Source organism: Sulfitobacter sp. BSw21498 (assembly GCF_006064855.1).
In the GTDB taxonomy this organism is placed as follows: Bacteria; Pseudomonadota; Alphaproteobacteria; order Rhodobacterales; family Rhodobacteraceae; genus Sulfitobacter.
This window is the reverse complement of record NZ_CP040753.1, coordinates 1,065,001-1,089,159: the sequence shown is the minus strand read 5'-3', so window position 1 is coordinate 1,089,159 and position 24,159 is coordinate 1,065,001. Positions and strand designations below refer to the sequence as shown.

Here is a 24,159-nt window from a genome sequence, read left to right as displayed (position 1 = left end):
TTGGTCCGGCGGTGCCGGATTGGGAAAGGCTGACGGGCTACTTCATGCCGCTCAGCGTTATGCCTTCGATGAATTTTTTCTGGGCCAGCAGGAAAGCGACAATCAACGGTGTGACGATCACCGTGGCGGTGGCCATCATCGGGCCATAGAGGCTTCCATCAATGTCAGCCTTGAATTCGCGCAATCCAAGCGGCGGGGTGAAGAGGCTGCGGTCGCCCGTGACGACCATGCGTGGCCAGAAGTAGTCGTTCCAGTGGGCCACCACGCTAAAGATGGCAAAGGCCATCAAGGCGGGAACGGCCGTGGGCAACATAACGCGCCAGACAATACTGAGCTCGCCCATGCCATCCATGCGTGCGGCATCAATCAACTCGTCGGGGACAGTCATGAAGAATTGGCGCATCAGGAATATGCCAAAAACGGAGATCGTCCATGGCACGATCAACGCGGCGTATGTGTTGATCAGCCCCAGTTTTGCGAGGCCGATATAAAGCGGCAATGCAATGGCGTGAACTGGGATGAGCAGGCAGAAAAGTACGAGCCCAAAGACCGTTTCGCGGCCCCAGAATTTCAGTTTTGAGAGCGCATAAGCGGCGGGAAGCGCGACGATGACTTGCAGCAAAAAGATTGAGCCTGTCACGATCAGCCCATTGAGCAGGTAGCGCATGAGGGGCGCTTCTTTGAAGGCGCTTTTATAGTTGAAAATGGCAGGGCGGACTTTGCAATCTTCACGAACGCGCTCAAGCAATTTTCCAAGGATGTTGGTGTCGCTCAGGCGGGGAAACTCTGCGCGCGCAGCCTCGACATCAACTCTGTCAGGCGTGTTGCTGGCGACACAGCGGTCGTCAATCATCAGCGCTTGCGACCCCATGAACCCACCTATGCCGCGTTCAATTTCAGCAGGTGATTTGAGGGAGTAGCTGACCATCTGATAGAAGGGCACGATGACGATTAACGCCCCGAGGAGAAGGAAAGCATGTTTGAGGAATTCGCCAATACGAGTCATGAGTAATGCACCTTACGTTCGGTCAGTCGGCGTTGAATGATGGTGATGATCATCACGAAGATGAGGAACAGCACGGTGATCGCAGAGCCCATCCCGATCAGGTTCTGCTTGATGCCTTTTTCATAGATCGCGAACATCATCATATATGCGGATTTGGAAGGCCCACCGCCTTGGGGGAAGAGCGCCTCGACCGTGTCAAATACTTGGAAGGAGCGGATGCAGGTGATCGTGACGACAAAGACCGTCGTCGGGCCAAGCGCAGGCCACGTCACCAAGCGAAAACGCTCCCAGCCACTACGCGCCCCATCCATTTCCGCGGCGCCATACAGGTCACGTGGCACGCCTGTCAGCCCCGCGAGGTAAAGTACCATGTTGAAGCCAAACCCCTGCCAGATACCGATGAAGCACACGACCCACAGGGCATAGTCTTTGTCGCCCAACCACAATGGCATCCCGTTCGCGCAGCCATGTGAGAGCCAAGGCCAAAGGCCCTCGATGACTGTGCCGCAGCCCATTTCCAGCGTGCGATTCACAATGCCAATTGTCGGGTGGAGCATGAGTTCCCACACAATTGCCATGGCTAACAGTGTCGCCATCACGGGCAGGAAATAGACGGTTTTGTAGAATTCCTTGCCGCGCGCCAATGAGTTGATCAACAGCGCCGCCCCCAGTCCGAGACCAACAGACAGCGGGACGACGACGGCGACGTATGTAAATGTCGCCCACAGCATTTTCTCATATGACGAGCGCGTGAAAAGTTTCTCGTAGTTGTCGAACCCCACCCACTGAACCTCGGGGGCGGCCAGCGAGTAATCCGTGAAACTCAGGATCATGGCGCACGCGACGGGAACAAGCAATAACACCAGCATGAGGACCAGCGCGGGCGCGGTCAAAACCCAAGCGTTGCTTCTTTGAGAGCGTGTGCGGCGACGCGTGTCTGTTTGGGGGGGGGATTCTGTGATGGCCATCTTCTACTCCGCCTCAACGAGTTGTTTCGCCGAAACGACCTGCCGGACGCGCTTGCCGTCCGCGTCAAAAAACAGGGCGGCGTTTGGGGCAAAATCCATGCCGACAATCTGGCCGGGTTGCAGCGCGTCATAGCGTCCGGGTTCCGCCCTCATGACAATGCGAACGTCAAGCTCTTCGACAACGATTTGCGCAAAGAGTTCTGAGCCGAGGTGTTCGAGATGAACAACCCGCCCACAGAGCATCGGATCTGTGGTGGTCAGCGTCAGCATTTCAGGGCGCAGTCCCATCTGGAGCGGACCGCGCAGATTGGCCGAAGAAAGTGGCAGCGGGCGTCCCATTAGCGACAAGGTGCCAGTGTGGTCCGCCTCAACGGGGAGGGTGTTGATCTTGGGTGAACCAATGAACTCGGCAACGCGTAGATCGTTAGGGTCGGCGTAGACAGTTTGTGGCGGGGCGCATTGTAGGATTTCCCCGCCCATCATGACCGCAATACGGTCAGACATCGTCATGGCCTCGACTTGATCGTGGGTCACATAAATGAAGGTTGCTCCTAATTTACGGTGAAGTTCGGCAATCTCGGTGCGCGTATGAACACGCAGTTTCGCGTCGAGGTTTGAGAGGGGCTCGTCGAGCAGAAAGGCTGCGGGTTGGCGCACAAGGGCTCGACCCAGCGCCACGCGCTGACGCTGCCCGCCCGAAAGCTCGCCCGGCTTGCGATCGAGAAGTGCTTCGATCTCGAGGGTCTGGGCGGCCTCGGTCACGGCGGATGCGATGTCTTCGCTGCGCGCCTTGGCTCCAGGCATGAAGCGGCCCGCCAATGGCAAGCGTTGCCACGTGTTGAGCGTCCGCATCTTGAGCGGCACCGCGATGTTTTCCGCCACGCTGAGGTGCGGATAAAGCGCGTAGGACTGAAACACCATCGACAGGTTGCGATCTGACGCGCGAATACCTGTAACAGGCGTGTTGTCGATGGACACACACCCTTCGCTTTCCTCTTCAAGTCCAGCGATGATGCGCAGCAGGGTCGACTTACCACAGCCAGAAGGCCCGACCAACGAAACGAACTCTCCATCCGCAATCGTGAGATCAATGCCTCGCAAAATTTGAACGTCGCCAAATGCTTTGCGCAGCCCTTTGATTGATACTTCGGCCATCCGGCACCCCCAAGAAACAATGATTCGAGGGATGTATAGGGATCGAATGTAATATAGAGGTGACGCAATATAAGTTTTGGTTATGGCAGCAGCAGGTAAACCATCGCATGAAACGGCTTAGTTCCTCCCAGATCCGCGTGTTCAATGAAGTTGCCAGCCAGGCCAGTTTTTCAGATGCGGCGCGCGTGCTTGGCGTCTCGCAGCCCGCAATAACAGCGCATATTCGAACCATTGAAAAAGCTTATAGCGTCAAGTTGTTCGAGCGGACTGGGGCAGGGGCCGTGCTCACCCAAATTGGACGCCAGCTCTTTCATCGCACGGCGTCCATGCGCGACACAGAACGCGAAGCCGCGGAGATTTTGGAGCGCGCCTATACGCTCGAAGTGGGCGAGCTGTCAATTGCGTGCGGTGCCCCGGGGCCGGCGATGCAACTCGTGTCGCGGTTTCAAAAGGTTTATCCGGGGGTGCAGCTGCAACTGTTGTTCGGCAACTGGCAAGAAGTTGTAAATGCCGTCAGGGATCGCAAGGCCGATCTGGGGTTGCTGACCGATGCGCCCGATGCCGACGACATCGTTAAGTTGCCATTTTATTATCAAAAAATTGTAGCGCTTGTTCCGCAAGACCATCCATTGGCGCGCCGCCTAACATTATCTCTCAGTGAGTTGCAGAACGAACCCGTCTTGTTTCGGACCGAGCATTCTCAAACCCAACGGGCGATAAATACCGTGTTGGAGCGCGCTGGATTACACATCAAACCCCTACTGGTACTTGAAACGCGCGAGGCGATTTATGAGGCATGCGCGCAAGGCGTGGGAATAGGCTTTATGTTCGATGCGGCGTCAACCAGATGCGATGGCGTCATTCGGATTCCAGTATCCCAATTCCCCGAAACTCATTCCGAAGATGTGTTCTGCTTGTCCTCTCAACGAAGTTTGCGCGTCACCGATGCATTCTTCTCAATGTTAACCTCGCCATCATCCGAATAGATCGTCCCCCGTAACCCTTCACGCCACTTCGAGAGCCGAAGCAGATTGGAAGGATGTCTGTTGGGCGGATAGGCGTCGCTTTGTCAGCACACTGACATTTGAACTACAAAAAATGCTCCGCTTTGCACGAATGGCCGCTTCGACGGGCTGCATCGCAGCATGTGTATTGGGTGGCCAAGGTCCGCTTAGGGCCGTTCGCGTCGGTGGTGCGCCCCTCGACGCCAAGGGCGGATGGCGGACTTTCGCTACGCGCCATACTAACGGCAGCTATGCGCAGGTAGTGTACTTTGCAAAATCATGCGAACGGCCCGAAGCCGACATTCAGACCTGGCTCCAATGACGCACTGCGGCTTCCCGAAACCGGCCATTCATGCATCGTGCAGCATTCTCGATTGGTGAAAGTCAGCTGCGCGGACTTTATTGCCGTCCGCTCCCCTGAAAGAATTGCCCGCTCCCAGCCGAAAGGGGATGCGAGATATGGAAAGGGGGATTGCTCCGCTCGAAAAGCCGAGTGAGGCTCCTTAGTTCCCGACACTAAGCTCTCTAACGCGCCGGTGAAGGCATATATCCGACCTCGGGGGCTGGCAGTTTAGCGGTTGATCTCAGAATGCGGCACAGTCAATACATACCGTGTACCGTCATGCCCGCTTGTCCTGTTCAGTGCGCCACCCAACTGAAGAACGAACGCCTCGACCAGCTTTTGACCGAGACCTGAATCAACGCGAGCGTTTTCATCGATGCCTGGGCCATCATCCCAGATTGTAAATTCAACGCCGGTTTTATTGGCAACTACATTTAATCCGAGCTTGCCCTTATCGCGGCCCTTATAGGCATATTTCAGGCTGTTGGTGGCCAACTCGCTGGTGATCAGACCAAGGGGCACGGCGAAACGCGTTGAAAGCGCGATGTCATCAACTGAAACGGTAAGGTCTATGGCGCCAGGTGTCGCCTCCATTGCGGTCACGGTATCTCTGACGATCGCGCCGAGATAGTCTTTCGCCTTAACGATATCAACCGCGCCGGTGCGCGAGAGTGCGCGGTACAAGGTGCCGATCGCCTCGATACGGTTGCGCATGCGAACAAAGGCGCTCTTGCACTCATCTTCGCTCAGGGTCCGCATTTCCATCGAGATGACAGAGCCAATCATCGACATCGAATTCATTACGCGGTGGTTTAGTTCATCTAAAAGCCGGTTGGACTGATCCAAAGCCCGATCACGTTCAGCTTCCAAGCGGCGGCGTTCTGTGATGTCTTCGATGGCCAAGAGCAAGGTCTTAGTGTTGTTGCCCTCTTGGAAAATCTTCCGCGCGTTCAAAAGAACGGTCCGTATACCTATCTGTGGGAAATCATGAGTGATCTCATAACTTTCGATTGTCGAATGTTCGGGGACGACCTCTTTTAAAAGCCGGATCAACTCGGCGTTTGCCCATTGACCATTACCCAGATCTATCAGATTTCTGCCGACCGCATGCTCTGCGTCCACTTTGAACTTCATGTAAAACGCGCGGCTTGCGGCCACAATCTGAAGGTCGCCGTCCAGAACAAGAAGGGGTTCGCGTAGGGTATCGACAATGCCTTCCGCCAATCGCCGCTGGATCCCGAGGTTTCGGGCGTGATCTGCCGCCTCGGTCACATCGTCAATCGCCAGCAAGATACGTGTCGCATCTTCGCCTGCCCAGACAGTCTTGCGCCCGTTGAGCCGCATCACCTTGCGTCCGATATGATCGAAATGGTGCTCCACTTCCAAATCTTCGAGCGTCATATCCTGTGCGACAATCGCGTTCAACGGGTCAAGCAGAGCCGGAATATTCCACTGCCCATCGCCCAGATCGCACAGCGGACGGCCCAATGTTTCCTCGCGGTTGACCTGAAACATCTTCAGAAACCTGTCGCTGGCGAATTCGACCGTCAGGTCGTCGGTTAGGATCAACAGTCCTTCACGAAGGGTGGCAACAATCTCCGACGGGTTCATCGTCGTCAGAGCCATCGTTGAGCTGTCGTCCATGGCAGAGGTCCTCTCTCGCCGCGGAACAATCCCGAAACGTTATGGCCATCACTTTACCGAACTAATAGATGAAAGGGAAATCACCAATGCAAGGGACCTTGACCGGGAGAGAAAGCGACCCTGCGAGATTGAACAGCGGCTCAGTGGATGCTGACGTGCGGCAGAAAGCTGACAGGTGACGGTATACTGTTTATTGGCCATGTCGCGCTGCCATGTCTGCCCATCTCAACTATGCGAATTTCTCGTCTCCTGCTTAGCTGCCGTTAAAACTAAACGCAGCATCCGTTATTGTGGGCTCGAAGCCGACCTCGGATGCGTTGCAGCATCCTGTGATATGCTGGCTCGGTCAACGTCGGGTTGTCGATGTGGGAGGGATTGGCGGATCGGAGGATCAGTCATGGAAACACAAAACTTACCTGCCATTCGCGCGCTTCGCCCCGCCTGGAACAAGGGCCGCATTGTCTGTCAGAAGCGCCCACTGCAACCCAAGCATGTGTGGGCTATCCGGGTCAGGCTTGAGCTTGCCGAGAACCATCGCGATCTCGCGCTGTTTAACCTTGCCATCGACAGCAAGCTGCGCGGCTGCGATTTGGTCAAAATGAGAGTGGTCGATGTTATGGCGTCAGGCCAAATCAAGGAGCGGGCGTCGGTGCTCCAAAGCAAGACCCAGAAACCCGTGCGCTTCGAGATTTCCGAGGGAACCAGAGCCTCGCTCGCGAAGTGGATGGAACACCCGCTGATGGTTGGGTCAGAGTACCTATGGCCCGGGCGTTTTCACGAGCGGTTGCAAATCTCTACCCGCCAGTATGCACGCATTGTGCGGGAATGGGTTTCATCGATTGGTTTAGAAGTGACCGCTTATGGAACTCACTCAGTGCGGCGCACGAAGGTCACGCAGATATACAAAAAGACGGGCAACTTGCGCGCAGTTCAGCTTCTATTGGGTCACACCAAGATGGACAGTACGGTGCGCTATCTCGGCGTTGAGCTGGAAGATGCCCTCGCAATCGCCGAAGCCATCGAAATTTGATGTTCTGGGCCGTTCGTCAAGAACGGCCCATACCGGTCTTTGACTCGACCTGCTTATGCTGCGGTCGCAGCCCGTGTTGAAGTCATTCGTTCAGGTCGCAGTATTTTACCCGGTTAGGATGACCGCTACACGGACAGAAATATCCAATCACACTTGGTCAAGTAGGTGTTCTCTAAGTCGCGCGAACGACGGCTTTTCGAGAAGCTCCCTTCGATAAACAATGTAGTATCCAAAGCCTTCCCTTGCGATCGGTGCGCCAACGCGGACGATAGCTCCAGATGCAATCAGATCGTCTTCTAACCCCTTGGTACCAATCCCTATGCCTTCGCCTGCACTTACCAAGTCAAGCATCGTCGGGTAACTGCGGATCGTGGAAAGTTCCCCAGGGTCGGGAAGGGACTGACCTGTCAAGCCACACCAAACGGGCCAAGTGATCCAGCCGACATCATGAGGGTCGCCGTGATCAAAAATAAGGTGTGGGTCAAGTGTCGTTAATGGCGCATCGGGATCGAATTCCGGATGCTTATCTAAAAACCCGGGTGATGCGATGATCTGGCAATGCTCACTAAACAGAAGGTCCGCGCAATTTGCGCCAAAACTTCCTTTGCCGTAGCGGATCGAAAAGTCGACAGACGGATCATCGAAGGCGCGATAATCATCGGCGGTCATGAAATTTACCGCGGCCTCGGAAGCCCGGCGCAGAGCACTAATCTTTGGCATCAACCACAGATGTGCAACGTCAAACGAGGCACCAACGACCAGCTCATTTTTGCCGATGCGTGTTACATCCCGAATGCCAAGTTCAAGTCGGTCCAAAAGGGTTGTCGCGAGATCTGACAAAAGGGCTCCCTCACGGGTCAATTGGATGACGCTGCCATTTCGACGAAATAATGGTGAGCTAATCCAGTCCTCCAACCGCGCCACATGGCGCGTAATGGCGGGTTGTGCGACAGACAATTCCTGCGCCGCACGCGTGAAGTTTCTATGCCGTGCAGCGGCCTCAAAGGCGAGAAAAGCGTTGAGAGGGGGGAGTTTTCGCCGCACGATCATTCCTCGATTAGATAACAATATGTTATTATAGCATTCCACTTTTATGGATTGCGGTAAAGCCAATTGGTCTGCATCCTGTGGCAAAGATTGCAGGAGTTAAATATTGGAAAAAGTCGCGTTCACCCAGATGAAAGATGGCACCAAAGAGGAATACGAGTTCCTGACAGCCCATGAGGTCGATCACACCAAGCATACAGCGAAGCGGCTAATGGATGCATTGGTTGATTTAGACCAAAGTTTGTCGGGCTATAAGGTCACGCGTTTGGGCCATTCACTGCAGTCCGCCACACGCGCTTGGCGCGCGGGTGCCGACATCGATTGGGTAGTCTCAGCGCTGTTGCATGACATTGGCGATATCTACGCGCCCTATAACCATGATGAATATGCAGCGACGATCCTGCGCCCCTTTGTGCGCGAGCAATGCGCATGGTGTGTCCAGACGCATGGCGATTTCCAAATGCTCTATTATGGACACCACGTGGGCGGCGACCCCAACAAGCGGGATCGGTCCAAGGACAGCCCATACTTCGACGACTGCGCAGCCTTTTGCGAAAATTGGGATCAGGCGAGCTTTGACCCGGACTATGATGACCTGCCGCTCAAATTTTTTGCGCCGATGGTTGAAGAGGTCTTTGCGCGCACGCCTTACGACCCGGATGTAACCAAGCCTGGAGTACGTGTCCCGTTGGAGAATGCTGTCTTGGCCGCTGAGCGCATAGCACCCTGACCAGAGTGAGGCGAAGTTCGGTGAATAGGTCGCGGAGATGCTTCCCGCACCTTTGAAAGGATCACCAATTCGTTTCCGTTTGAATGTCCGCTGTCGCCTATGAACCAATCTTACCTCGTAGGTGCGGCGGACTTCCGGTTTCCGCCCAATGTGTAGAACGGCCATGTCCGCTTCTCTAATTGGGTGTTTGGGTCAAGCTCATTTTCCTTCTTTCTTTCGGGTCTTTGTCACTCATCCGGGTCACGCTTCTCTTCGCAGTCTGGTTGATGCCGTGATGGCACCGCTGCACGCATATGTCGGATCGGACGTGGAGAGCCTTGCTTTGAGACGCGCTTCAAGATGCGCAGCAGACATTTTCGGCTTTTCCCACGAACCTCGTCCGGTGAGGGACGACCCCGTCAGGTTGGTGATGGCGTTTTAGATCATGCTTTGCCTCCCACCTGATCCTGACGGAATTCCGTGCCATCAATCCACATCCGGTGGAGCAAGACGGCGAGTTTGCGTGCGACAGCCACAACGGCGCGGCGACGTCCCTTGGTGCGCATCAACCGCATGCCCCACGATTTGATCTGAGACCCGGCCATCGTTCGCATGAGCAAAGCGTTGGCCGCGGCGTACAAAGTTGCGCGGACGTCTCTGTCCCCCGCTTTCGATATGCGGCCAGGATTGTCGTGCTCACCAGACTGGTATCGTCGCGGTGTCAGCCCAAAATGCGCGCCAACAGTGCGAGATCGTTTGAAGCGCGTCGGATCGTCCACAGCGGCTTTGAAAGTCAGGGATGCAATCGGACCAACGCCTGGGACCGTCATCATCCGCATGCACACCTCATCATTACTGGCAGCGCGTTTGACGCGCCGATCCAGTTCCAGAAAGTGCTGATACAAAACCACACGTGCGTCCAAGAGTGGCACCAAAGCGTGGGTCAGAACTTCATCCATCTCGATCAACGGTCGCACGACACCGTCAAAACTGCCGTGCTTCACGGTCATGGGCAGGCGAATGCCAAAGATCTTCAACAGCCCACGAACCTCATTGGCGAGGTCCATCGTCTTCTTCAAAAGCGCTTTGCGGGTGCTCAGCAATGCACGGACGCCATGCGCTTCGCGGCTCTTCATGTGAACAGGGCTGAACCAACCGGTGCGCAGTACTTGCGCGATGCCGCGTGCGTCATTTTTGTCTGTCTTGTTGCGCATTGCCGACAGCGCTGCATTCACCTGACGTGCTTCCATGCAGACAACGTCAAAACCTTCCGCTTTCAGGCCATGGAACAGATGCTGGCTCATGGTGCCGGCTTCAAAACCAACCCGTTCAATCGGATGGGGAAACGTTCCAAGATACTCAGCGATGTCGCTGACCTCGCATGGCAGCTCTCGCTCAAGCAATACCTTTCCCTTGCCATCAACAATGCAAAGCGCACAGGATCGCAGCGACACGTCTATTCCGGCAAAATATTCCATTTCTCATCTCCCTTGTTCACAGTAATCCTGTGATCTCATCGGGAGCTCGACCTCAGAACAGAGGCCAGCCCAATTACGTATGCTTTGGGCTGGAAGCGGCCGCTAGACAGCAAAGCCACCACGTTCGGCTTTGGGCCGACAGCTACGTGCCGGGATCGCGGCGGCTGGAGGGCTGCTTAGATAAGGGCGCGGCGCGATGCCGGTCCATCTCATAGAAGACCAAGTCAGGCGTCCGCATTATAGTAGAGGGTGTCGAGCATCGCTACGCGATAGTCCCATAACTCACCATCGCCGCCGCTGGGATGAGGCGCGTCGTACCAAGGCGACGATTGGATCGGCACAATTATCCGATCCCAATAATTCGCCAGCGAAAGCGTCGTAGGGGCAAAGTTCAGTGCCCTGGCCAAGTTGCCCTTATTCTTCCCATTTGCGCAGACAAATGTGTCGGGGCGCTTCATGGCAAGCAGCCTCGTCGCCGTCGGAAACTCTCCAACATGATGGGCGTCGGCATCCACAAATGCCTTGCGGAAACGCCGACAATATTCCTCGAAATTCTCGCGAGTGACCGGGTCCTTGCGGGGGATGCAGTCTACCGCGTCGCTGAGCTGGCGGTCCTGCCTTGAAATCAGGCCCGCAAAATCGCCATTGCCGCCCATTGATCCGAACCACCCCCATTCATGGATGTCGAGACCTGCGGCGATCCGCTCGGACTTACCGAGGGTGCCCGTGACCTGCCCCCCGAGGCTCCCTCATTCATAACGAGAGTTTGCGGGTCTGGGTTTCATATTCTTCGTCGTCAGTTTGGGCAAGCGCGTCTTGCGCGGAGCCCTCAAATTGCTCAAGCGCTCGACGAGCTTCTGCCGGTGTTTGGTTCCCAAGCGATGAGTGCGGCCTGACGTTGTTGTAGTCGTATCGCCAGAGTGCCAGCTTGCGACGGGCGTCATCCAACGTATCGAAGATTTCCTCATTCAACAGCTCGTCGCGCAGGCTGCCATTGAAGCTTTCTATGAAGCCATTCTGCTGGGGTTTGCCGGGGTCGATGTAATGCCAATCAACGTCGTTATCACCGGCCCATTTTAGGATCGCACGACTGGTAAACTCCGTGCCGTTATCACTGACAATGCAGGCAGGCTTTCCATAAATACGGACAAGCGCGTCAAGTTCCCGCGCGACACGAGCGCCCGAGATGCTGGTGTCAGCCACCAAGCAGAGGTTCTCGCGGCAACAATCGTCGTTTACAGCCAGCATGCGGAACTTGCGTGACGCGCCGAACGTATCCGACACAAAATCTAAGGACCAACGCTCGCCAGGACGCAAAGCAACCGGCATTGGTGTCCGCGAGCCACGCGCACGCTTGCGGCCCCTGCGCCGTCTAACGCCCAGCTTTTCTTCAGTATAAAGGCGATACAGTTTCTTGTGGTTCATGATCCTTCCCTTGCGTTCCAGCAGCACACCGATCCGGCGGTAGCCAAAGCGCCGTCGCTTGCTGGCAATCGCTTTCATCTCTTCGCGAACTTCTGGATTATCCGGTGACTGATCGCGCCGGACGGTCTTGGGATCGACACCGACAAGCCTGCACGCCCGGCGCTGCGAGATATCATGGTCTCGCATTGCCTTGCGTGCTGCGGCCCGTCGCACATTCGGTGTCGTCAGTTCTTTCCCAGCAAATCCTTCAACACAACATTGTCCAACATCGTGTCCGCCAGAAGGCGCTTCAGCTTGGCGTTCTCATCCTCCAGCGATCTAAGGCGATGAGTATCAGAAACGTTCATGCCACCATATTTGGCTTTGAACTTGTAGAACGACGCGGGACTCAAGCCATGCCTGCGGCACACCTCTGCCGTCGGCATGCCAGCTTCCTGTTCTTTGATCATTCCGATAATTTGGGCTTCAGTAAAACGGCTCTGTCGCATCTGTTTGCTCCTTCGAAGGTTGAGCAAACTCTACATTAAACTGAGGGAAGTTTCGGGGGGCAGGTCAAACTATTGGGTTCACAGGAATATTTCTGTGAGTTAACGAACCTCCCGCTGGAACTGGATGAGGTCAACGGCGATCCTGCGATGTTTGCTTCTTTGGATCGTATCGACAGTGGTGGGCATTATGCACCAGGCAACCTTCAAGTTGTCTGCCGTTTCGCAAACTTCTGGAAAGGTGCCTCTGATAACTTGGAATTCCGACGATTGATCGAAGCTCTTCGGTCATCAGTGAGCATTTAGTTGGAACGCGACTGTGCGAATGTCCGCAATGCGAACTGGCGGGGACAGCATTTCTACCGCTCGGTCTATGGCTGGTCTGGCCCGTTACGCGTGGGAAGTCCTGGCCAGTCCGGATGCGCACGCAGCGCAGCTAAGGTCGGCTTCGAGCCCATTCTAACGAACAAGCAGCTCGACCATTTCGCAGCCGCAGCAAAATCAGCCGAGAGAGACCGGCCCAAAGCATACGTAATTGGGCTGGCCTCTGTTCTGAGGTCGAGCTCCCGATGAGATCACAGGATTACTGTGAACAAGGGAGATGAGAAATGGAATATTTTGCCGGAATAGACGTGTCGCTGCGATCCTGTGCGCTTTGCATTGTTGATGGCAAGGGAAAGGTATTGCTTGAGCGAGAGCTGCCATGCGAGGTCAGCGACATCGCTGAGTATCTTGGAACGTTTCCCCATCCGATTGAACGGGTTGGTTTTGAAGCCGGCACCATGAGCCAGCATCTGTTCCATGGCCTGAAAGCGGAAGGTTTTGACGTTGTCTGCATGGAAGCACGTCAGGTGGATGCAGCGCTGTCGGCAATGCGCAACAAGACAGACAAAAATGACGCACGCGGCATCGCGCAAGTACTGCGCACCGGTTGGTTCAGCCCTGTTCACATGAAGAGCCGCGAAGCGCATGGCGTCCGTGCATTGCTGAGCACCCGCAAAGCGCTTTTGAAGAAGACGATGGACCTCGCCAATGAGGTTCGTGGGCTGTTGAAGATCTTTGGCATTCGCCTGCCCATGACCGTGAAGCACGGCAGTTTTGACGGTGTCGTGCGACCGTTGATCGAGATGGATGAAGTTCTGACCCACGCTTTGGTGCCACTCTTGGACGCACGTGTGGTTTTGTATCAGCACTTTCTGGAACTGGATCGGCGCGTCAAACGCGCTGCCAGTAATGATGAGGTGTGCATGCGGATGATGACGGTCCCAGGCGTTGGTCCGATTGCATCCCTGACTTTCAAAGCCGCTGTGGACGATCCGACGCGCTTCAAACGATCTCGCACTGTTGGCGCGCATTTTGGGCTGACACCGCGACGATACCAGTCTGGTGAGCACGACAATCCTGGCCGCATATCGAAAGCGGGGGACAGAGACGTCCGCGCAACTTTGTACGCCGCGGCCAACGCTTTGCTCATGCGAACGATGGCCGGGTCTCAGATCAAATCGTGGGGCATGCGGTTGATGCGCACCAAGGGACGTCGCCGCGCCGTTGTGGCTGTCGCACGCAAACTCGCCGTCTTGCTCCACCGGATGTGGATTGATGGCACGGAATTCCGTCAGGATCAGGTGGGAGGCAAAGCATGATCTAAAACGCCATCACCAACCTGACGGGGTCGTCCCTCACCGGACGAGGTTCGTGGGAAAAGCCGAAAATGTCTGCTGCGCATCTTGAAGCGCGTCTCAAAGCAAGGCTCTCCACGTCCGATCCGACATATGCGTGCAGCGGTGCCATCACGGCATCAACCAGACTGCGAAGAGAAGCGTGACCCGGATGAGTGACAAAGACCCGAAAGAAAGAAGGAAAATGAGCTTGACCCAAACACCCAATTAGAGAAGCCGTCATCCAGCGGCTTATCGTGTTGCTGCGGTTGCAACCCGCATTGCCGCCATTCGCTGCAACTGCAAAACGCAGTGATTGGCGAACTCACAGAGTGCGGGACTTTACTGCGGTTCGCTTCAAGTGCATGAATGTCTGGTCTTTTGAGCCGTTCAACAAACGGTGGTTATTGGGACGCCTATGTGCATATAGCGAAAGAAAATCAGGAATATGCCTTACATGATCGTCAAGTCTAGAGTCTTCGATGGCAATGTCAGCTTCGAGCTTTCAGCGGAAGAGGCGGAAGCCATTCTTGATGCAGAAATTGCGGATGAAGTGTCCATCGGGACCAATGGCGAACGTGTGTCGGTCGATACTTCTGAAAGCGTGACATGGCATGAAAAACGCGCCAACGGCACATATAAAACTTGGCCTATGGATCGCGCCGACCTCATGAAAAAACTGCAAATTGAATTGGCTGAAGATGATGGCTAAGACCCCTGTAGCCACCTTTGCGAGTTAAAAGATAATGATTCAGCCTGCCAGCCAATATTAGTCCTTGTTGAGAGGGTATAGATTTATATCTGGCTACTGTTAGGAGTCGAAATCAGATGTCCCAGTTTTTAAGAAAATAGGTATTTTTTCTTGTTTAAGAACGCTGACTTTGTCTGTGTATTGCTTGTGTGAACTAAACTCAAATGAACGTCCCTTCATCGGAGTTTTCTTGCCCGTTTCAGGATTCCAGTGGATTGCGAGCTTAAATTTCTTTTGGAACTCAAATCCGTGAAGAGTGACCTTCTGCCGAGTGTTTTCCTCAGCAAGATTATCTAGTTCTTTGTAGTGGGTGATTGTTTGGATCTTTTTGCGGCTTGGCCATGATACCGGCCAAAATCGTCCTGTTTGATCAACTATCTTCACTTTGTAGACGTGTTCAAAGCTAATGCTCTCAGCGTCGATGGGAATCTCTATTTTCGTACCTTCAATGAGAGATGATTTAGTTTTTGGTTCGACATTTCTTACCCATTCCCCCTTACGCCATTTGGCCCAACGCTGAAGTTTTTCAGGAAACGCTAATGGTCCTAATCTGTACTGGGCATGATCTATAGTAACAGGACGGCGACCTATCGAGCGAACGACTATTTTGTACTTTTTTCTGGGATTAGAGCCATGGTGAAACTCGTGGTCAAAATTCACCTCACACTTGAGTTTTACTTGGTCGCGCTTCTGTTGCCTGAATCTGAGATAAAGGCTTAGTGCACCGGTCACCGTGCCTATGGACCCAGTTAAAGCGCCCCATACCGCGAGCTGCTCAGTGCTCTCAAATACGCTGCGTATCAGTTCTAACAAAATTTCTTACCCTTCAGTTCTCCACAAACGCTCGTTTTTGGAACGGTCGGAAATGCCCTCATAGGAGGCTACCAAAAATCCCGTTTAAAACCCAAGACCTCGTTGAAGGTTTTTGACCGTCTCCTGACAGCCGACATTCGCTGCGAAGCAAAAAGCATGCAACTTGGGCTCGAAGGAGACCTTCGCTGCGTTTTCAAACCAAACCAACGTAAAATCGGAAGGCGAGCGGCGGCTCTGCAGACCTTCCTGCCGTTCGCTGCGGACGCATAGTTTCCGTTGAAGTAGAGAAGACCTCTTGGAGGAAGGGCTGAAAGGCTCGACGCGCTGTTTTACCCGTTGCTGCCTTTTTGCACTGAATTGACTGCCGGGTCTTACGGCGGATACTTTTGACCACCTTCTCGGCAGCGTCTTTCGACGTCTGGGATTTCTTTGTCATCCCGATCACCTAATCGATAAGATGAACGAAATCCTTCCTTATTCAAATCCTCAAATCTGTCCCGAGGGTGCTGACGTCAGATAAGCTGCGCCGCAGTAGGCAACTTGGAAAAGCAGGCGCTGCCCTTGATGAGCCGCGCCGCTCCGATATGCGTTACGACCAGGGCGTCACGAGGTATTTTTCGCCTGTTTTCATGGCGCGGTAGTCCATAACGGCATCCTTCTTCAGCATGCCTTCCAATGAAACGCGTGATTTGTAGGTGCTGGCAAAAGTGGTGGTAAGATTGTCGCGTACACGCTGCCGCATACGACCCATAGTTTCCTGCCCGACGGACTGCAAAAAGGGGAACAAAAGCCAACCCGACAGCGTCCAGCCAAACCCGTAGGACGGCGTCAGCAGTGTTGGGCTTGTATCAAGGCGACCATAAATGAACATTCGTTTCTGTTGGTTGGAGCCATAGCGAGAGTATTCGGTCATCTGCTCGATTGCGACCCGTTCCATCGCCTTGAATGACATATCAACATGCTTGCCCCCACCAACAGGGTCAAAGCCGTAGAACGCACCGGTTTCACGGATGGCATGGCTCAGTCGATCCATAAAGCTATCGTCCGATGAATTGACAACATGCGTCGCCCCGAGCTCCTTCAGCAGGTTAACCTGTTCATCCTTGCGCACGATGTTTACCAGCCCAAGTCCGTCCTCTTTACAGATACGCGTCAGCATCTGCCCAAGGTTTGACGCACCCACCGTATGGAGAATGGCGTCCTGTCCATCGGCTTTGGCGTTTTCGACAAATCCAAGTGCAGTCATCGGGTTAACGAAAGCACTTGCCCCGTCTTCGGCGGAATGATCGCCCAGAGGCAGGCACATGGAGGCATCAGCGAGGCAATATTGACTGTAGGCGTTGCCTGGCACGCAAGATACGCGCTGCCCGACAAGTGCCTGCGCCGCGTCGCTTTCACCAGCTTCAACTACGGTGCCGGCCCCTTCGTTCCCAGCGGGCAGCTTCATTCCGTGGCGCGCCTTTGATCCAGCGTTTGCGGCCTCTGGTATCTTGGCAACAAACTTGCCTTGCGTATATTCGGCGTTTTCGACGTCTGCTCCGCCGACCAGAATGGCAAGGTCTGACGGGTTGATCGGCGCAGCTTCCATTTTGACCAGAACCTGATTGCCGGTGGGAGCGTCAAAGGTCACATCTTCAACCGCGACGGTCAGCGTGCCGTCAGCCTCGAGCGTCGTGAACAACTGTTTTCCAGTAGTCGTCATCATCAGGTCTCCATTTTAATCGATCAAGTTAGGGTCTCGGGAGTGCTATCATGACCTAATGTCACCCCCAAACCGTATAGTCACGAGATAGGTGTATACTAAGCGACCCACAGCTTGAAGGCTTAGGAGCATGCAGGACACAATGCATATCGCGATACAACAAGTGCAGAGAAAGCTTTGAACAAGATAGTAGCGTGGTGCCAAAACGATCATGTTATGCCCCACGTCGGTTGCGCGCAGCCAAAGTCCGGTTTGAGCCCGTTTACCAAATGCCCTACCGCAGCATTTTGCGTTTGCGGCAAAATCATCCTGACATGGGTGGCCCTTTGCGGACCTTGGCCATGACTTCAAGATGCTGCAGTGCGGCTCGTCATTGCGGCCATTTATTCATTGTGCAGCATTCTATCAAGTTAAGCGTCGGTCAGCGCCGTGGTTTCAACGGACCGCCGCAAGACACGTTTCAAATTTCTCTGCGGGGGTTTGATATTGCGAGGTCTTTCGAGGTCTCTCGTTGAGCAGGCGGGCCACGGCGCTCAGCTCGGCCTGACTAAAGCCCGATATATCAACGCCTTTCGGGAAGTATTGGCGAAGAAGTCGATTGGTGTTTTCATTACTCCCTCTTTGCCAAGGTGACTGAGGATCACAAAAATAGGCGTCGATCTTTGTCGCCATGGTGAACTTTCGATGGCCGGTGACCTGCCCCCCGAAACTTCCCTCAGTTTAATGTAGAGTTTGCTCAACCTTTGAAGGAGCAAACAAATGCGACAGAGCCGATTTACCGAAGCCCAAATAATCGGGATGATCAAAGAACAGGAAGCTGGGATGCCGACGGCAGAGGTGTGTCGTAGGCATGGCCTGAGCCCGGCGTCGTTTTACAAGCTCAAAGCCAAGTATGGCGGCATGCGTTGCACGGCAGGGTATTGCGCAGCAATGTCCCGAGAGTGAACGTGTCAGACACCCACCGGCTTAAATCGCTGGAAGATGAGAACGCGAAGCTGAAGCGTCTGCTGGCCGATACGATGCTCGATAACGTTGTTCTGAAGGATTTGCTGGGAAAGAGCTGACGACACCGAATGTGCGACGGGCTGTAGCACGCAAGGCGATGCGGGATCATGATATCTCGCAACGTCGTGCGTGCAGGCTGGTCCCTCTCACACATGCGAGCATGTGTGAGAGGGCAACGGGTGTCGATCCCAAGACCGTTCGGCGCGACAAGCCGCCGGATAATCCTGAAGTTCGCGAAGAGATGAAGGCGATTGCCAACAAACGGCGTCGGTTCGGCTATCGCCGGATTGGCGTGCTGTTGGAACGCAAAGGCATGATTATGAACCACAAGAAGCTGTATCGTCTCTACACCGAGGAAAAGCTGGGTGTCAGGCGGCGCAGAGGCCGTAAACGTGCGCGTGGATCGCGGACACCTATGCCTGTGGCTTTGCGCCCAGGCGAGCGTTGGTCGTTGGATTTTGTGTCTGATACGTTCGGCGCATCCGCTGCCCGGCAGTGGTTTGTTTACAAACCATGAGAGGGGCGCAAGTTCCGCATGCTGGCAGTGAATGACGACTGCTGCCGTGAGAACCTGTGCCTGATGGCCGATACCAGCATCTCAGGTGCGAGGGTGGCACGCGAGTTAGATGCGCTTGTGCGCGTTTATGGAAAGCCTGCCTGTATCGTCAGTGATAACGGCACAGAGTTCACCAGTCGTGCGATCCTGAAGTGGGCTGGCGATAACGATGTTGATTGGCATTATATCGATCCGGGCAAACCGCAGCAGAATGCCTTCATCGAAAGCTTCAACGGCAGCCTGCGCGACGAGCTGCTCAACGAGGAGATCTTCGACACCTTGGATGATGCTCGCCGCAAGCTGGCTCTCTGGCGATACGATTACAACAACGTCAGACCGCACTCATCACTCGGAAACCAAGCACCTGCTGAAGCGCGCCGTGCGCTTGAGCAATTTGAGGGCACCGCACACGACGCGCTTGCCCAAAATGACGATGAAGAATATGAAATCCAAACCCGCAAACTCTCACTATGAATGAGGGAGCCTCGGGGGGCAGGTCACTACTTTTGAACCCTTGAACAGCCGTTTTCCTTTATAGGTCAATTCGCCGGAGGCGCAGCGCGTTGCTGATAACCGAGACGGACGATAGGCTCATCGCTGCCGCCGCAATCATTGGTGAAAGTAAAAGGCCCGTGACGGGGTAGAGCAATCCCGCCGCAATGGGCACGCCAAGCGTATTGTATGCGAAGGCGAAAAATAGGTTCTGCTTGATGTTGCGCAGGGTAGCGCGAGCAAGTTTGCGTGCGCGAACGATGCCCATGAGGTCGCCACCCAGAAGGGTAATGCCTGCACTTTCCATCGCAACATCTGCACCCGTGCCCATCGCGATACCGACGTCGGCGGCGGCCAGTGCGGGCGCGTCGTTCACGCCGTCGCCCGCCATCGCGATCTTGTGGCCTTCACGACGTAATGTATCGATCAGAGTCTTTTTGTCTTCCGGCAGGACACCCGCGCGCACCTCGTCGATACCGAGCTTGCCCGCGACCGCCTGCGCCGTGCGCTCGTTGTCGCCCGTCGCCATGATCACCCGCAACCCTTGGGCATGCAGTTCCTTGATTGCCTGCGCGGTGCTGTCCTTGATTGGGTCAGCGACGGCTACGATGCCCGCAAGAGCCCCATCGACCGCAATGAACATCGCCGTCTTGCCCTCAATGCGCAGGGCGTCGGCGCTTGCTTCGGCCTCGGTCGTATCCAGGCTCATTTCCTGCATCATCGCGGCATTGCCGAGGGCGACTGCGCGTCCGCCAATCTTTCCGCGCACACCCTTGCCGGTGACGGCCTCGAAGTCAGTGGCCTCTTGCCGCGCTGCGCCGACCGCTTCGGCCCCTTCAACGATCGCTTCGGCCAGCGGATGTTCAGACCCGCGTTCCAGTGCCGCGGCCAAAGACAGCAAGTCTGCCTCGGAAATATCCCCCAGCACCAGCGTGTCCGTCAGCTTCGGCTTGCCCATCGTCAGCGTGCCGGTCTTATCGACGATCAGCGTGTCAACACCAGCCATGCGCTCCAGCGCCTCTGCATCCTTGACCAATACGCCCGCTTGCGCGCCTCGTCCGGCAGCCGTGGTAATGGAGATTGGTGTGGCAAGTCCAAGCGCGCAGGGGCATGCGATAATCAGGACAGAGACGGCTGATGCGATCGCAAAAACCAGTGCAGGTTCGGGCCCAAAGATCATCCACGCAACGAAAGCAAAGATCGCGATACCTACGACTGTCGGCACAAAAATGGCCGAGACCCGATCCGCCAGTCCCTGAATTGGGGCACGTGATCGCCGAGCGTTCGATACCATGGTCACAATCTGCGCCAGCACGGTATCAGCGCCGACCTTTCCCGCTTCGATCACGAGGCTGCCATTCTTGTTGATTGTGGCACCGGTCACTGCATCGCCGGGGCCTTTCTCGACGGGCATCGACTCGCCTGTGAGCATGCTTTCGTCCAGCGACGACCGCCCTTCGATCACTGTCCCGTCCACCGGAACCGCGTCGCCGGGGCGCACGCGCAACTTGTCGCCCTCCATAATGTTTTCCAACGGCGCGTCGTATTCAGTTCCATCCGGCAAGATACGCCGCGCGGTCTTGGGCGCGAGATCGAGAAGCGCGCGGATCGCGTCTCCTGTGCGTTCACGCGCGCGCAGTTCCAGCACCTGGCCGACAAATACCAGTGCTATGATCACCACCGCCGCTTCGAAATATGTGCCGACTCCATAGCCCATGCGATATTGTTCCGGAAAGAGGCCCGGCAGGAAGGTCGCAAAGATCGAATAGAGATAGGCCGCACCAACGCCAAGACTGATGAGTGTCCACATGTTGGGCGAGCGGTTCACGACCGAATCCCACCCCCGTTTGAAGAACGGCAATGCTGCCCAGAGCACGATGGGCGTGGCCAGCACAAACTCAAGGTAGCTGGCCATCTGATGCCCGATCCAGTCGCGCACCGGCAATCCGACCACCCCCCCCATGGTCAGCACGATCAGGGGCACTGCTGCACCAGCCGAGATCCACATACGGCGGGTAAAGTCGGTCAGCTCCTCGCTGGGCTCATCCGAAGGAACCATCGGTTCCAGCGCCATGCCGCAGATCGGGCAGGCACCGGGCGCGTCGCGGATGATTTCAGGATGCATCGGGCAGGTATACAGCGCGTCCGCAGGGGCCACCTTTGGGCGCTCTGCGCTACGGCCGGTTGCATAGAACCACGGGTCTTCTTTGAATTTCGTCTGGCATTTCTCGGAGCAGAAATGGAAGGTCTCGTCTCCGAACGCAGCGTGGCGCCCATCGGGCTTGACCGCGACCGTCATCCCGCAGACCGGGTCCTTTACCGTCTCGGCTCCCGTCGGAATGTCGGGCGCGGCGTGATGATGATCGTGGTCCATGATGTGGCAACCTTTATGAGTCTGTTGTAGTTTCACGCGTCCAGTGACTGGAAGCTCAAGTTATTTTTGATGGTGGCCTGCAGCGTATGCCCTGATAGGACGACGCGCGAGGAACGCCCGGCGAGTTCCGCAAAGGGCCCGACAGCCCGAAGATGCCCGCGCCGATCATCACTTTGGTGCCCATGGCCACCCCGCCGGAAAGTGTGATGCTGTCTTCCTGTAGGCGTCCGCAATCAGGATTTCTTTGGGGTTTTGCGTCGGGTCGCTATCCAGATCAGGGGTAATCCGGTGACCAGACCGAGCCCGAGCACCGCCCATGTCGCCCGCCCGAGGTCACCGCTGACCGCCTCCCCACCGAAATGGGCAAGCAAGAAGCTCGCCGGAACGATGCCTGCCAGTGTCGCGAGCGCGAAGCGCCAGAGGTGAAGGCGGCTGAGACCTGCCGCGTAACTGATCATGTCAAAAGACACGAATGGCATAAGGCGGCTCGCAAACACCGTCATTGTCAAAGCGGTTTGCGAGCCGAGCAGACCGGCATCAACCCGATCACCGAACACCCGCCGCAAGACATCTTGCCCCAGAACACGCGCGAGGCCGAAAGCGATCAGTGCCCCGAGTTCGGCGCCGATTACGACCTGTACCGTCCCCCAGAGATGCCCGTAGGCAGCGCCCGCGGCCAGTGCGATCGGGGCGCTCGGGATCGGGCTCGCCACAACCGCGACAGTCATCAGCGTGATAATCACCACAGGACCCCACATACCTGCGCGTTCTACCAGCATATTAAGACGCTCGGCGTCCATCAACTCGCGTGCCTTTACGAACACCGAAGGCGCGAACTGCCATAAACCGAGCAGAGCGACCCCAAGGATCGCCAGCGCTGCGATAATGCCGGCGCGCAGGCTCACCTTAAATCGCCTCGACTGCCTTCGTTAGAAGTTCACGGACCTCGCCCGCTATGGCAGTCAGTTCAGCGTTTTCGATAGCCTGCATCGACGCCACCGGGTCGACGGCGCTAACTTCAACACCGCCCTCTGCTTCGCGTAGGATGACGTTGCAGGGCAGCATCGCGCCAACCCGCGGCTCTAGCCCAATGGCAGAGTAGGCCATTTTCGGGTTGCAGGCACCAAGTATGCGATAGGACGCCATCTCGACATCAAGCTTCTTCTTCATCGTCGTCTTTACATCGATTTCGGTCAGTATACCAAAACCATGGTCCGCAAGGGCGCTTCGGGTTCGGGCGTCGATATCGTCAAATGAGCTGTCATTGAACATGCGATTGATTGTGTAACTCACGAACGTGCACTCCTTTATTGGCGTGATAGACGCAGAACCGGGAACCCGGCACCATGTAAGCACTTATTTGATCGCTTTAGATTCTTTCGAAATGCGAATTGCGCATCGGTATCCTGCAATGTTCTACAGCATTTTGTTGGCACTGTATTGATCCAGATCACAACCCGAGCCCCATTCTTCGCTTATAGCTTGATGCTCAGCAGGTCGTCCGAGTTGCTGTTAATCGAACGGAGCTATGAAATGGAACTCAAGAACAGGGTATATGTCCCGGGTATAGTGGCAGCATTCAGCGTGGCAGCCACGTCGGCTATGGCACAAGTCGGAGAAATTCCGAGCCGAAACGGCTTTTACGATCATGGCCATGACATGATGTGGGGCGGCAACCAGTGGGGAGGGTTTGGAATGATTGTTGGGCCTATCTTTATGATTCTGATTGTGGTCGGGATCGTTGCGGGGATCATATACCTCCTGGGTCTGTCCGGCGCGACCAGACCCGGTTCGAAAAGTCATGCGGCGCACGACCGAGCCCTGTCGGTTCTCAAGGAACGTTATGCCACAGGTGAGATCGACTCGACCGAGTTTACCGAGCGCAAGAAGCTACTTACTGACTGATCCACGACGCGCCCGGTTTTGTCGCAATAGGCAAAACCGCGGCTCCGCGTGAAACTTGAAAGCAGGGTGTCAGCCTGCGGTTGAGTCTTGGCGCAACAGCTAATACTCCGCTGGAAAGGTTCAGTTTGACCACCAAATTTCGAGAATGTTCGAGGAAGAACAAAATCTAAGACTTGTTTGCATGTCGAGTGACGTTACAACCCATCAGTTGTTCAGCCATTCACTGGTGGAGGAGCCCTTCGCCGAACTGAAACGAGCCGCCATCCGAGGAAAGTCCATTAGCGCTAGCGCTGCGAACTCACATTTTGTCCGCACAGCTGACTTTCACCAATCGATAATGCTGCACGATACATGAATGGCCGGTCTCGGGAAGCCGCCGTGCGGCATCGGAGCCAGGTCTGAATGTCGGCTTCGGGCCGTTCTTGCCGGACCAGCTTATGCTGCAAATGCGAAGGCCTGCGCTCCTCACGTGGTCAGTTTAGGCTCATTGCCGCAGTTAGCTGCGTCTGCAAATCGCAAAAACTGCGCCGCAGCCCCGAGCGTCCGCTTTCTTCATGTTATACAATTTAGTTTGCAGACGCAGCGAAGGTCTGGTTTCCGCCGTTCTAA

General features: G+C 55.4%; 19 protein-coding genes and 2 pseudogenes. 7 read left to right on the top strand and 14 right to left on the bottom strand.

Going from position 1 to position 24,159, the window contains the following annotated elements; translation table 11 throughout:
- Positions 1-37 precede the first annotated feature (37 nt).
- The 3 genes from E5180_RS05290 to E5180_RS05280 form a co-directional block, all read right to left on the bottom strand.
- Positions 38-1,006, bottom strand: coding sequence for a carbohydrate ABC transporter permease (locus tag E5180_RS05290; protein WP_138923474.1), 969 nt, complete (start codon positions 1,004-1,006; stop codon positions 38-40).
- A complete protein-coding gene (locus E5180_RS05285) occupies positions 1,003-1,875 on the bottom strand; it encodes a carbohydrate ABC transporter permease (RefSeq protein WP_254700533.1) in 873 nt (290 codons plus the stop codon). The genes E5180_RS05290 and E5180_RS05285 overlap by 4 nt, the downstream gene beginning before the upstream one ends.
- 102 nt (positions 1,876-1,977) lie before the next feature.
- Positions 1,978-3,129, bottom strand: a complete 1,152-nt coding sequence (locus tag E5180_RS05280) for an ABC transporter ATP-binding protein (protein WP_138923472.1) — start codon at positions 3,127-3,129, stop codon at positions 1,978-1,980.
- Between the two features lie 107 nt (positions 3,130-3,236).
- On the opposite strand from E5180_RS05280, the gene E5180_RS05275 reads away from it, so the two are divergent.
- Complete coding sequence (locus tag E5180_RS05275) at positions 3,237-4,115, top strand: LysR family transcriptional regulator (protein ID WP_138923471.1); 879 nt, start codon at positions 3,237-3,239, stop codon at positions 4,113-4,115.
- Between the two features lie 589 nt (positions 4,116-4,704).
- On the opposite strand, the gene E5180_RS05270 is transcribed toward E5180_RS05275, so the two are convergent.
- Entirely contained in the window at positions 4,705-6,120 is a 1,416-nt protein-coding gene (locus E5180_RS05270) for a sensor histidine kinase (protein WP_138923470.1), read from the bottom strand.
- A 397-nt stretch (positions 6,121-6,517) separates the two neighbouring features.
- Here E5180_RS05270 and E5180_RS05265 point away from each other — a divergent pair, with 397 nt between their 5' ends.
- Positions 6,518-7,150, top strand: coding sequence for a tyrosine-type recombinase/integrase (locus tag E5180_RS05265; RefSeq protein WP_138923469.1), 633 nt, complete (start codon positions 6,518-6,520; stop codon positions 7,148-7,150).
- A gap of 147 nt (positions 7,151-7,297) precedes the next feature.
- Here E5180_RS05265 and E5180_RS05260 read toward each other — a convergent pair whose 3' ends face one another.
- Complete coding sequence (locus E5180_RS05260; RefSeq protein WP_138923468.1) at positions 7,298-8,284, bottom strand: LysR family transcriptional regulator; 987 nt, start codon at positions 8,282-8,284, stop codon at positions 7,298-7,300.
- Positions 8,285-8,327: 43 nt separating this feature from the next.
- On the opposite strand from E5180_RS05260, the gene E5180_RS05255 reads away from it, so the two are divergent.
- Complete coding sequence (locus tag E5180_RS05255) at positions 8,328-8,927, top strand: HD domain-containing protein (protein WP_171048969.1); 600 nt, start codon at positions 8,328-8,330, stop codon at positions 8,925-8,927.
- A gap of 422 nt (positions 8,928-9,349) precedes the next feature.
- Here the strand turns inward: E5180_RS05255 and E5180_RS05250 are convergent, their stop codons facing one another.
- The 3 genes from E5180_RS05250 to E5180_RS05240 form a co-directional block, all read right to left on the bottom strand.
- Positions 9,350-10,384, bottom strand: a complete 1,035-nt coding sequence (locus tag E5180_RS05250; protein WP_138923115.1) for an IS110 family transposase — start codon at positions 10,382-10,384, stop codon at positions 9,350-9,352.
- A 224-nt stretch (positions 10,385-10,608) separates the two neighbouring features.
- On the bottom strand, positions 10,609-11,040 hold the full coding sequence (locus E5180_RS05245; RefSeq protein ID WP_138923466.1) for a hypothetical protein: 432 nt from the start codon (positions 11,038-11,040) through the stop codon (positions 10,609-10,611).
- 97 nt (positions 11,041-11,137) lie between these two features.
- Positions 11,138-12,297, bottom strand: a protein-coding gene (locus tag E5180_RS05240; RefSeq protein WP_138922942.1) for an IS3 family transposase whose coding sequence is annotated in 2 segments (ribosomal slippage) — positions 11,138-12,048 and positions 12,048-12,297 — 1,161 coding nt in all. Because the reading frame shifts where the segments join, the coding sequence is not laid out codon by codon here.
- 605 nt (positions 12,298-12,902) lie between these two features.
- Between E5180_RS05240 and E5180_RS05230 the strand changes: the two genes are divergently transcribed.
- Positions 12,903-13,937 carry an IS110 family transposase gene (locus tag E5180_RS05230; RefSeq protein ID WP_138923465.1) on the top strand — a complete coding sequence of 345 codons (1,035 nt, stop codon included), beginning with the start codon at positions 12,903-12,905 and terminating at the stop codon, positions 13,935-13,937.
- A gap of 463 nt (positions 13,938-14,400) precedes the next feature.
- Positions 14,401-14,664: a hypothetical protein gene (locus E5180_RS05225; protein ID WP_138923464.1), complete on the top strand. Its 264-nt coding sequence runs from the start codon at positions 14,401-14,403 to the stop codon at positions 14,662-14,664.
- Between the two features lie 99 nt (positions 14,665-14,763).
- Here the strand turns inward: E5180_RS05225 and E5180_RS05220 are convergent, their stop codons facing one another.
- The 3 genes and pseudogenes from E5180_RS05220 to E5180_RS05210 form a co-directional block, all read right to left on the bottom strand.
- The gene (locus E5180_RS05220) at positions 14,764-15,516 is read right to left on the bottom strand and encodes a hypothetical protein (RefSeq protein ID WP_138923463.1); all 753 of its coding nucleotides are present in this window, start codon (positions 15,514-15,516) and stop codon (positions 14,764-14,766) included.
- Positions 15,517-16,105: 589 nt separating this feature from the next.
- The gene (locus E5180_RS05215; protein WP_254700531.1) at positions 16,106-17,221 is read right to left on the bottom strand and encodes a zinc-binding dehydrogenase; all 1,116 of its coding nucleotides are present in this window, start codon (positions 17,219-17,221) and stop codon (positions 16,106-16,108) included.
- A gap of 432 nt (positions 17,222-17,653) precedes the next feature.
- Positions 17,654-17,905, bottom strand: a pseudogene (locus E5180_RS05210) (IS30 family transposase); the annotation flags it as partial.
- Between the two features lie 72 nt (positions 17,906-17,977).
- Between E5180_RS05210 and E5180_RS05205 the strand changes: the two are divergent.
- Positions 17,978-19,253, top strand: a pseudogene (locus E5180_RS05205) (IS3 family transposase).
- Between the two features lie 58 nt (positions 19,254-19,311).
- Here the strand turns inward: E5180_RS05205 and E5180_RS05200 are convergent.
- From E5180_RS05200 to E5180_RS05190, 3 genes are all read right to left on the bottom strand, one after another.
- Complete coding sequence (locus tag E5180_RS05200) at positions 19,312-21,645, bottom strand: heavy metal translocating P-type ATPase (RefSeq protein WP_138923462.1); 2,334 nt, start codon at positions 21,643-21,645, stop codon at positions 19,312-19,314.
- A 233-nt stretch (positions 21,646-21,878) separates the two neighbouring features.
- On the bottom strand, positions 21,879-22,550 hold the full coding sequence (locus E5180_RS05195) for a TVP38/TMEM64 family protein (RefSeq protein WP_138923461.1): 672 nt from the start codon (positions 22,548-22,550) through the stop codon (positions 21,879-21,881).
- 1 nt (position 22,551) lies between these two features.
- Positions 22,552-22,938 (bottom strand): DUF302 domain-containing protein, encoded by a 387-nt coding sequence (locus tag E5180_RS05190; protein ID WP_138923460.1) that lies wholly within the window; start codon positions 22,936-22,938, stop codon positions 22,552-22,554.
- A gap of 240 nt (positions 22,939-23,178) precedes the next feature.
- On the opposite strand from E5180_RS05190, the gene E5180_RS05185 reads away from it, so the two are divergent.
- A complete protein-coding gene (locus E5180_RS05185; protein WP_206338727.1) occupies positions 23,179-23,550 on the top strand; it encodes an SHOCT domain-containing protein in 372 nt (123 codons plus the stop codon).
- Positions 23,551-24,159: the final 609 nt, after the last annotated feature.

What these genes read in the sequence shown, in the direction of transcription:
- E5180_RS05290 (WP_138923474.1), bottom strand. Translation starts at nt 1,006, where the DNA reads ATGACTCGTATTGGCGAATTCCTCAAACATGCTTTCCTTCTCCTCGGG.
- E5180_RS05285 (WP_254700533.1), bottom strand. Translation starts at nt 1,875, where the DNA reads ATGCTGGTGTTATTGCTTGTTCCCGTCGCGTGCGCCATGATCCTGAGT.
- E5180_RS05280 (WP_138923472.1), bottom strand. Translation starts at nt 3,129, where the DNA reads ATGGCCGAAGTATCAATCAAAGGGCTGCGCAAAGCATTTGGCGACGTT.
- E5180_RS05275 (WP_138923471.1), top strand. Translation starts at nt 3,237, where the DNA reads ATGAAACGGCTTAGTTCCTCCCAGATCCGCGTGTTCAATGAAGTTGCC.
- E5180_RS05270 (WP_138923470.1), bottom strand. Translation starts at nt 6,120, where the DNA reads ATGGACGACAGCTCAACGATGGCTCTGACGACGATGAACCCGTCGGAG.
- E5180_RS05265 (WP_138923469.1), top strand. Translation starts at nt 6,518, where the DNA reads ATGGAAACACAAAACTTACCTGCCATTCGCGCGCTTCGCCCCGCCTGG.
- E5180_RS05255 (WP_171048969.1), top strand. Translation starts at nt 8,328, where the DNA reads ATGAAAGATGGCACCAAAGAGGAATACGAGTTCCTGACAGCCCATGAG.
- E5180_RS05250 (WP_138923115.1), bottom strand. Translation starts at nt 10,384, where the DNA reads ATGGAATATTTTGCCGGAATAGACGTGTCGCTGCGATCCTGTGCGCTT.
- E5180_RS05245 (WP_138923466.1), bottom strand. Translation starts at nt 11,040, where the DNA reads ATGGGCGGCAATGGCGATTTTGCGGGCCTGATTTCAAGGCAGGACCGC.
- E5180_RS05230 (WP_138923465.1), top strand. Translation starts at nt 12,903, where the DNA reads ATGGAATATTTTGCCGGAATAGACGTGTCGCTGCGATCCTGTGCGCTT.
- E5180_RS05225 (WP_138923464.1), top strand. Translation starts at nt 14,401, where the DNA reads ATGCCTTACATGATCGTCAAGTCTAGAGTCTTCGATGGCAATGTCAGC.
- E5180_RS05215 (WP_254700531.1), bottom strand. Translation starts at nt 17,221, where the DNA reads ATGATGACGACTACTGGAAAACAGTTGTTCACGACGCTCGAGGCTGAC.
- E5180_RS05200 (WP_138923462.1), bottom strand. Translation starts at nt 21,645, where the DNA reads ATGGACCACGATCATCATCACGCCGCGCCCGACATTCCGACGGGAGCC.
- E5180_RS05185 (WP_206338727.1), top strand. Translation starts at nt 23,179, where the DNA reads ATGGAACTCAAGAACAGGGTATATGTCCCGGGTATAGTGGCAGCATTC.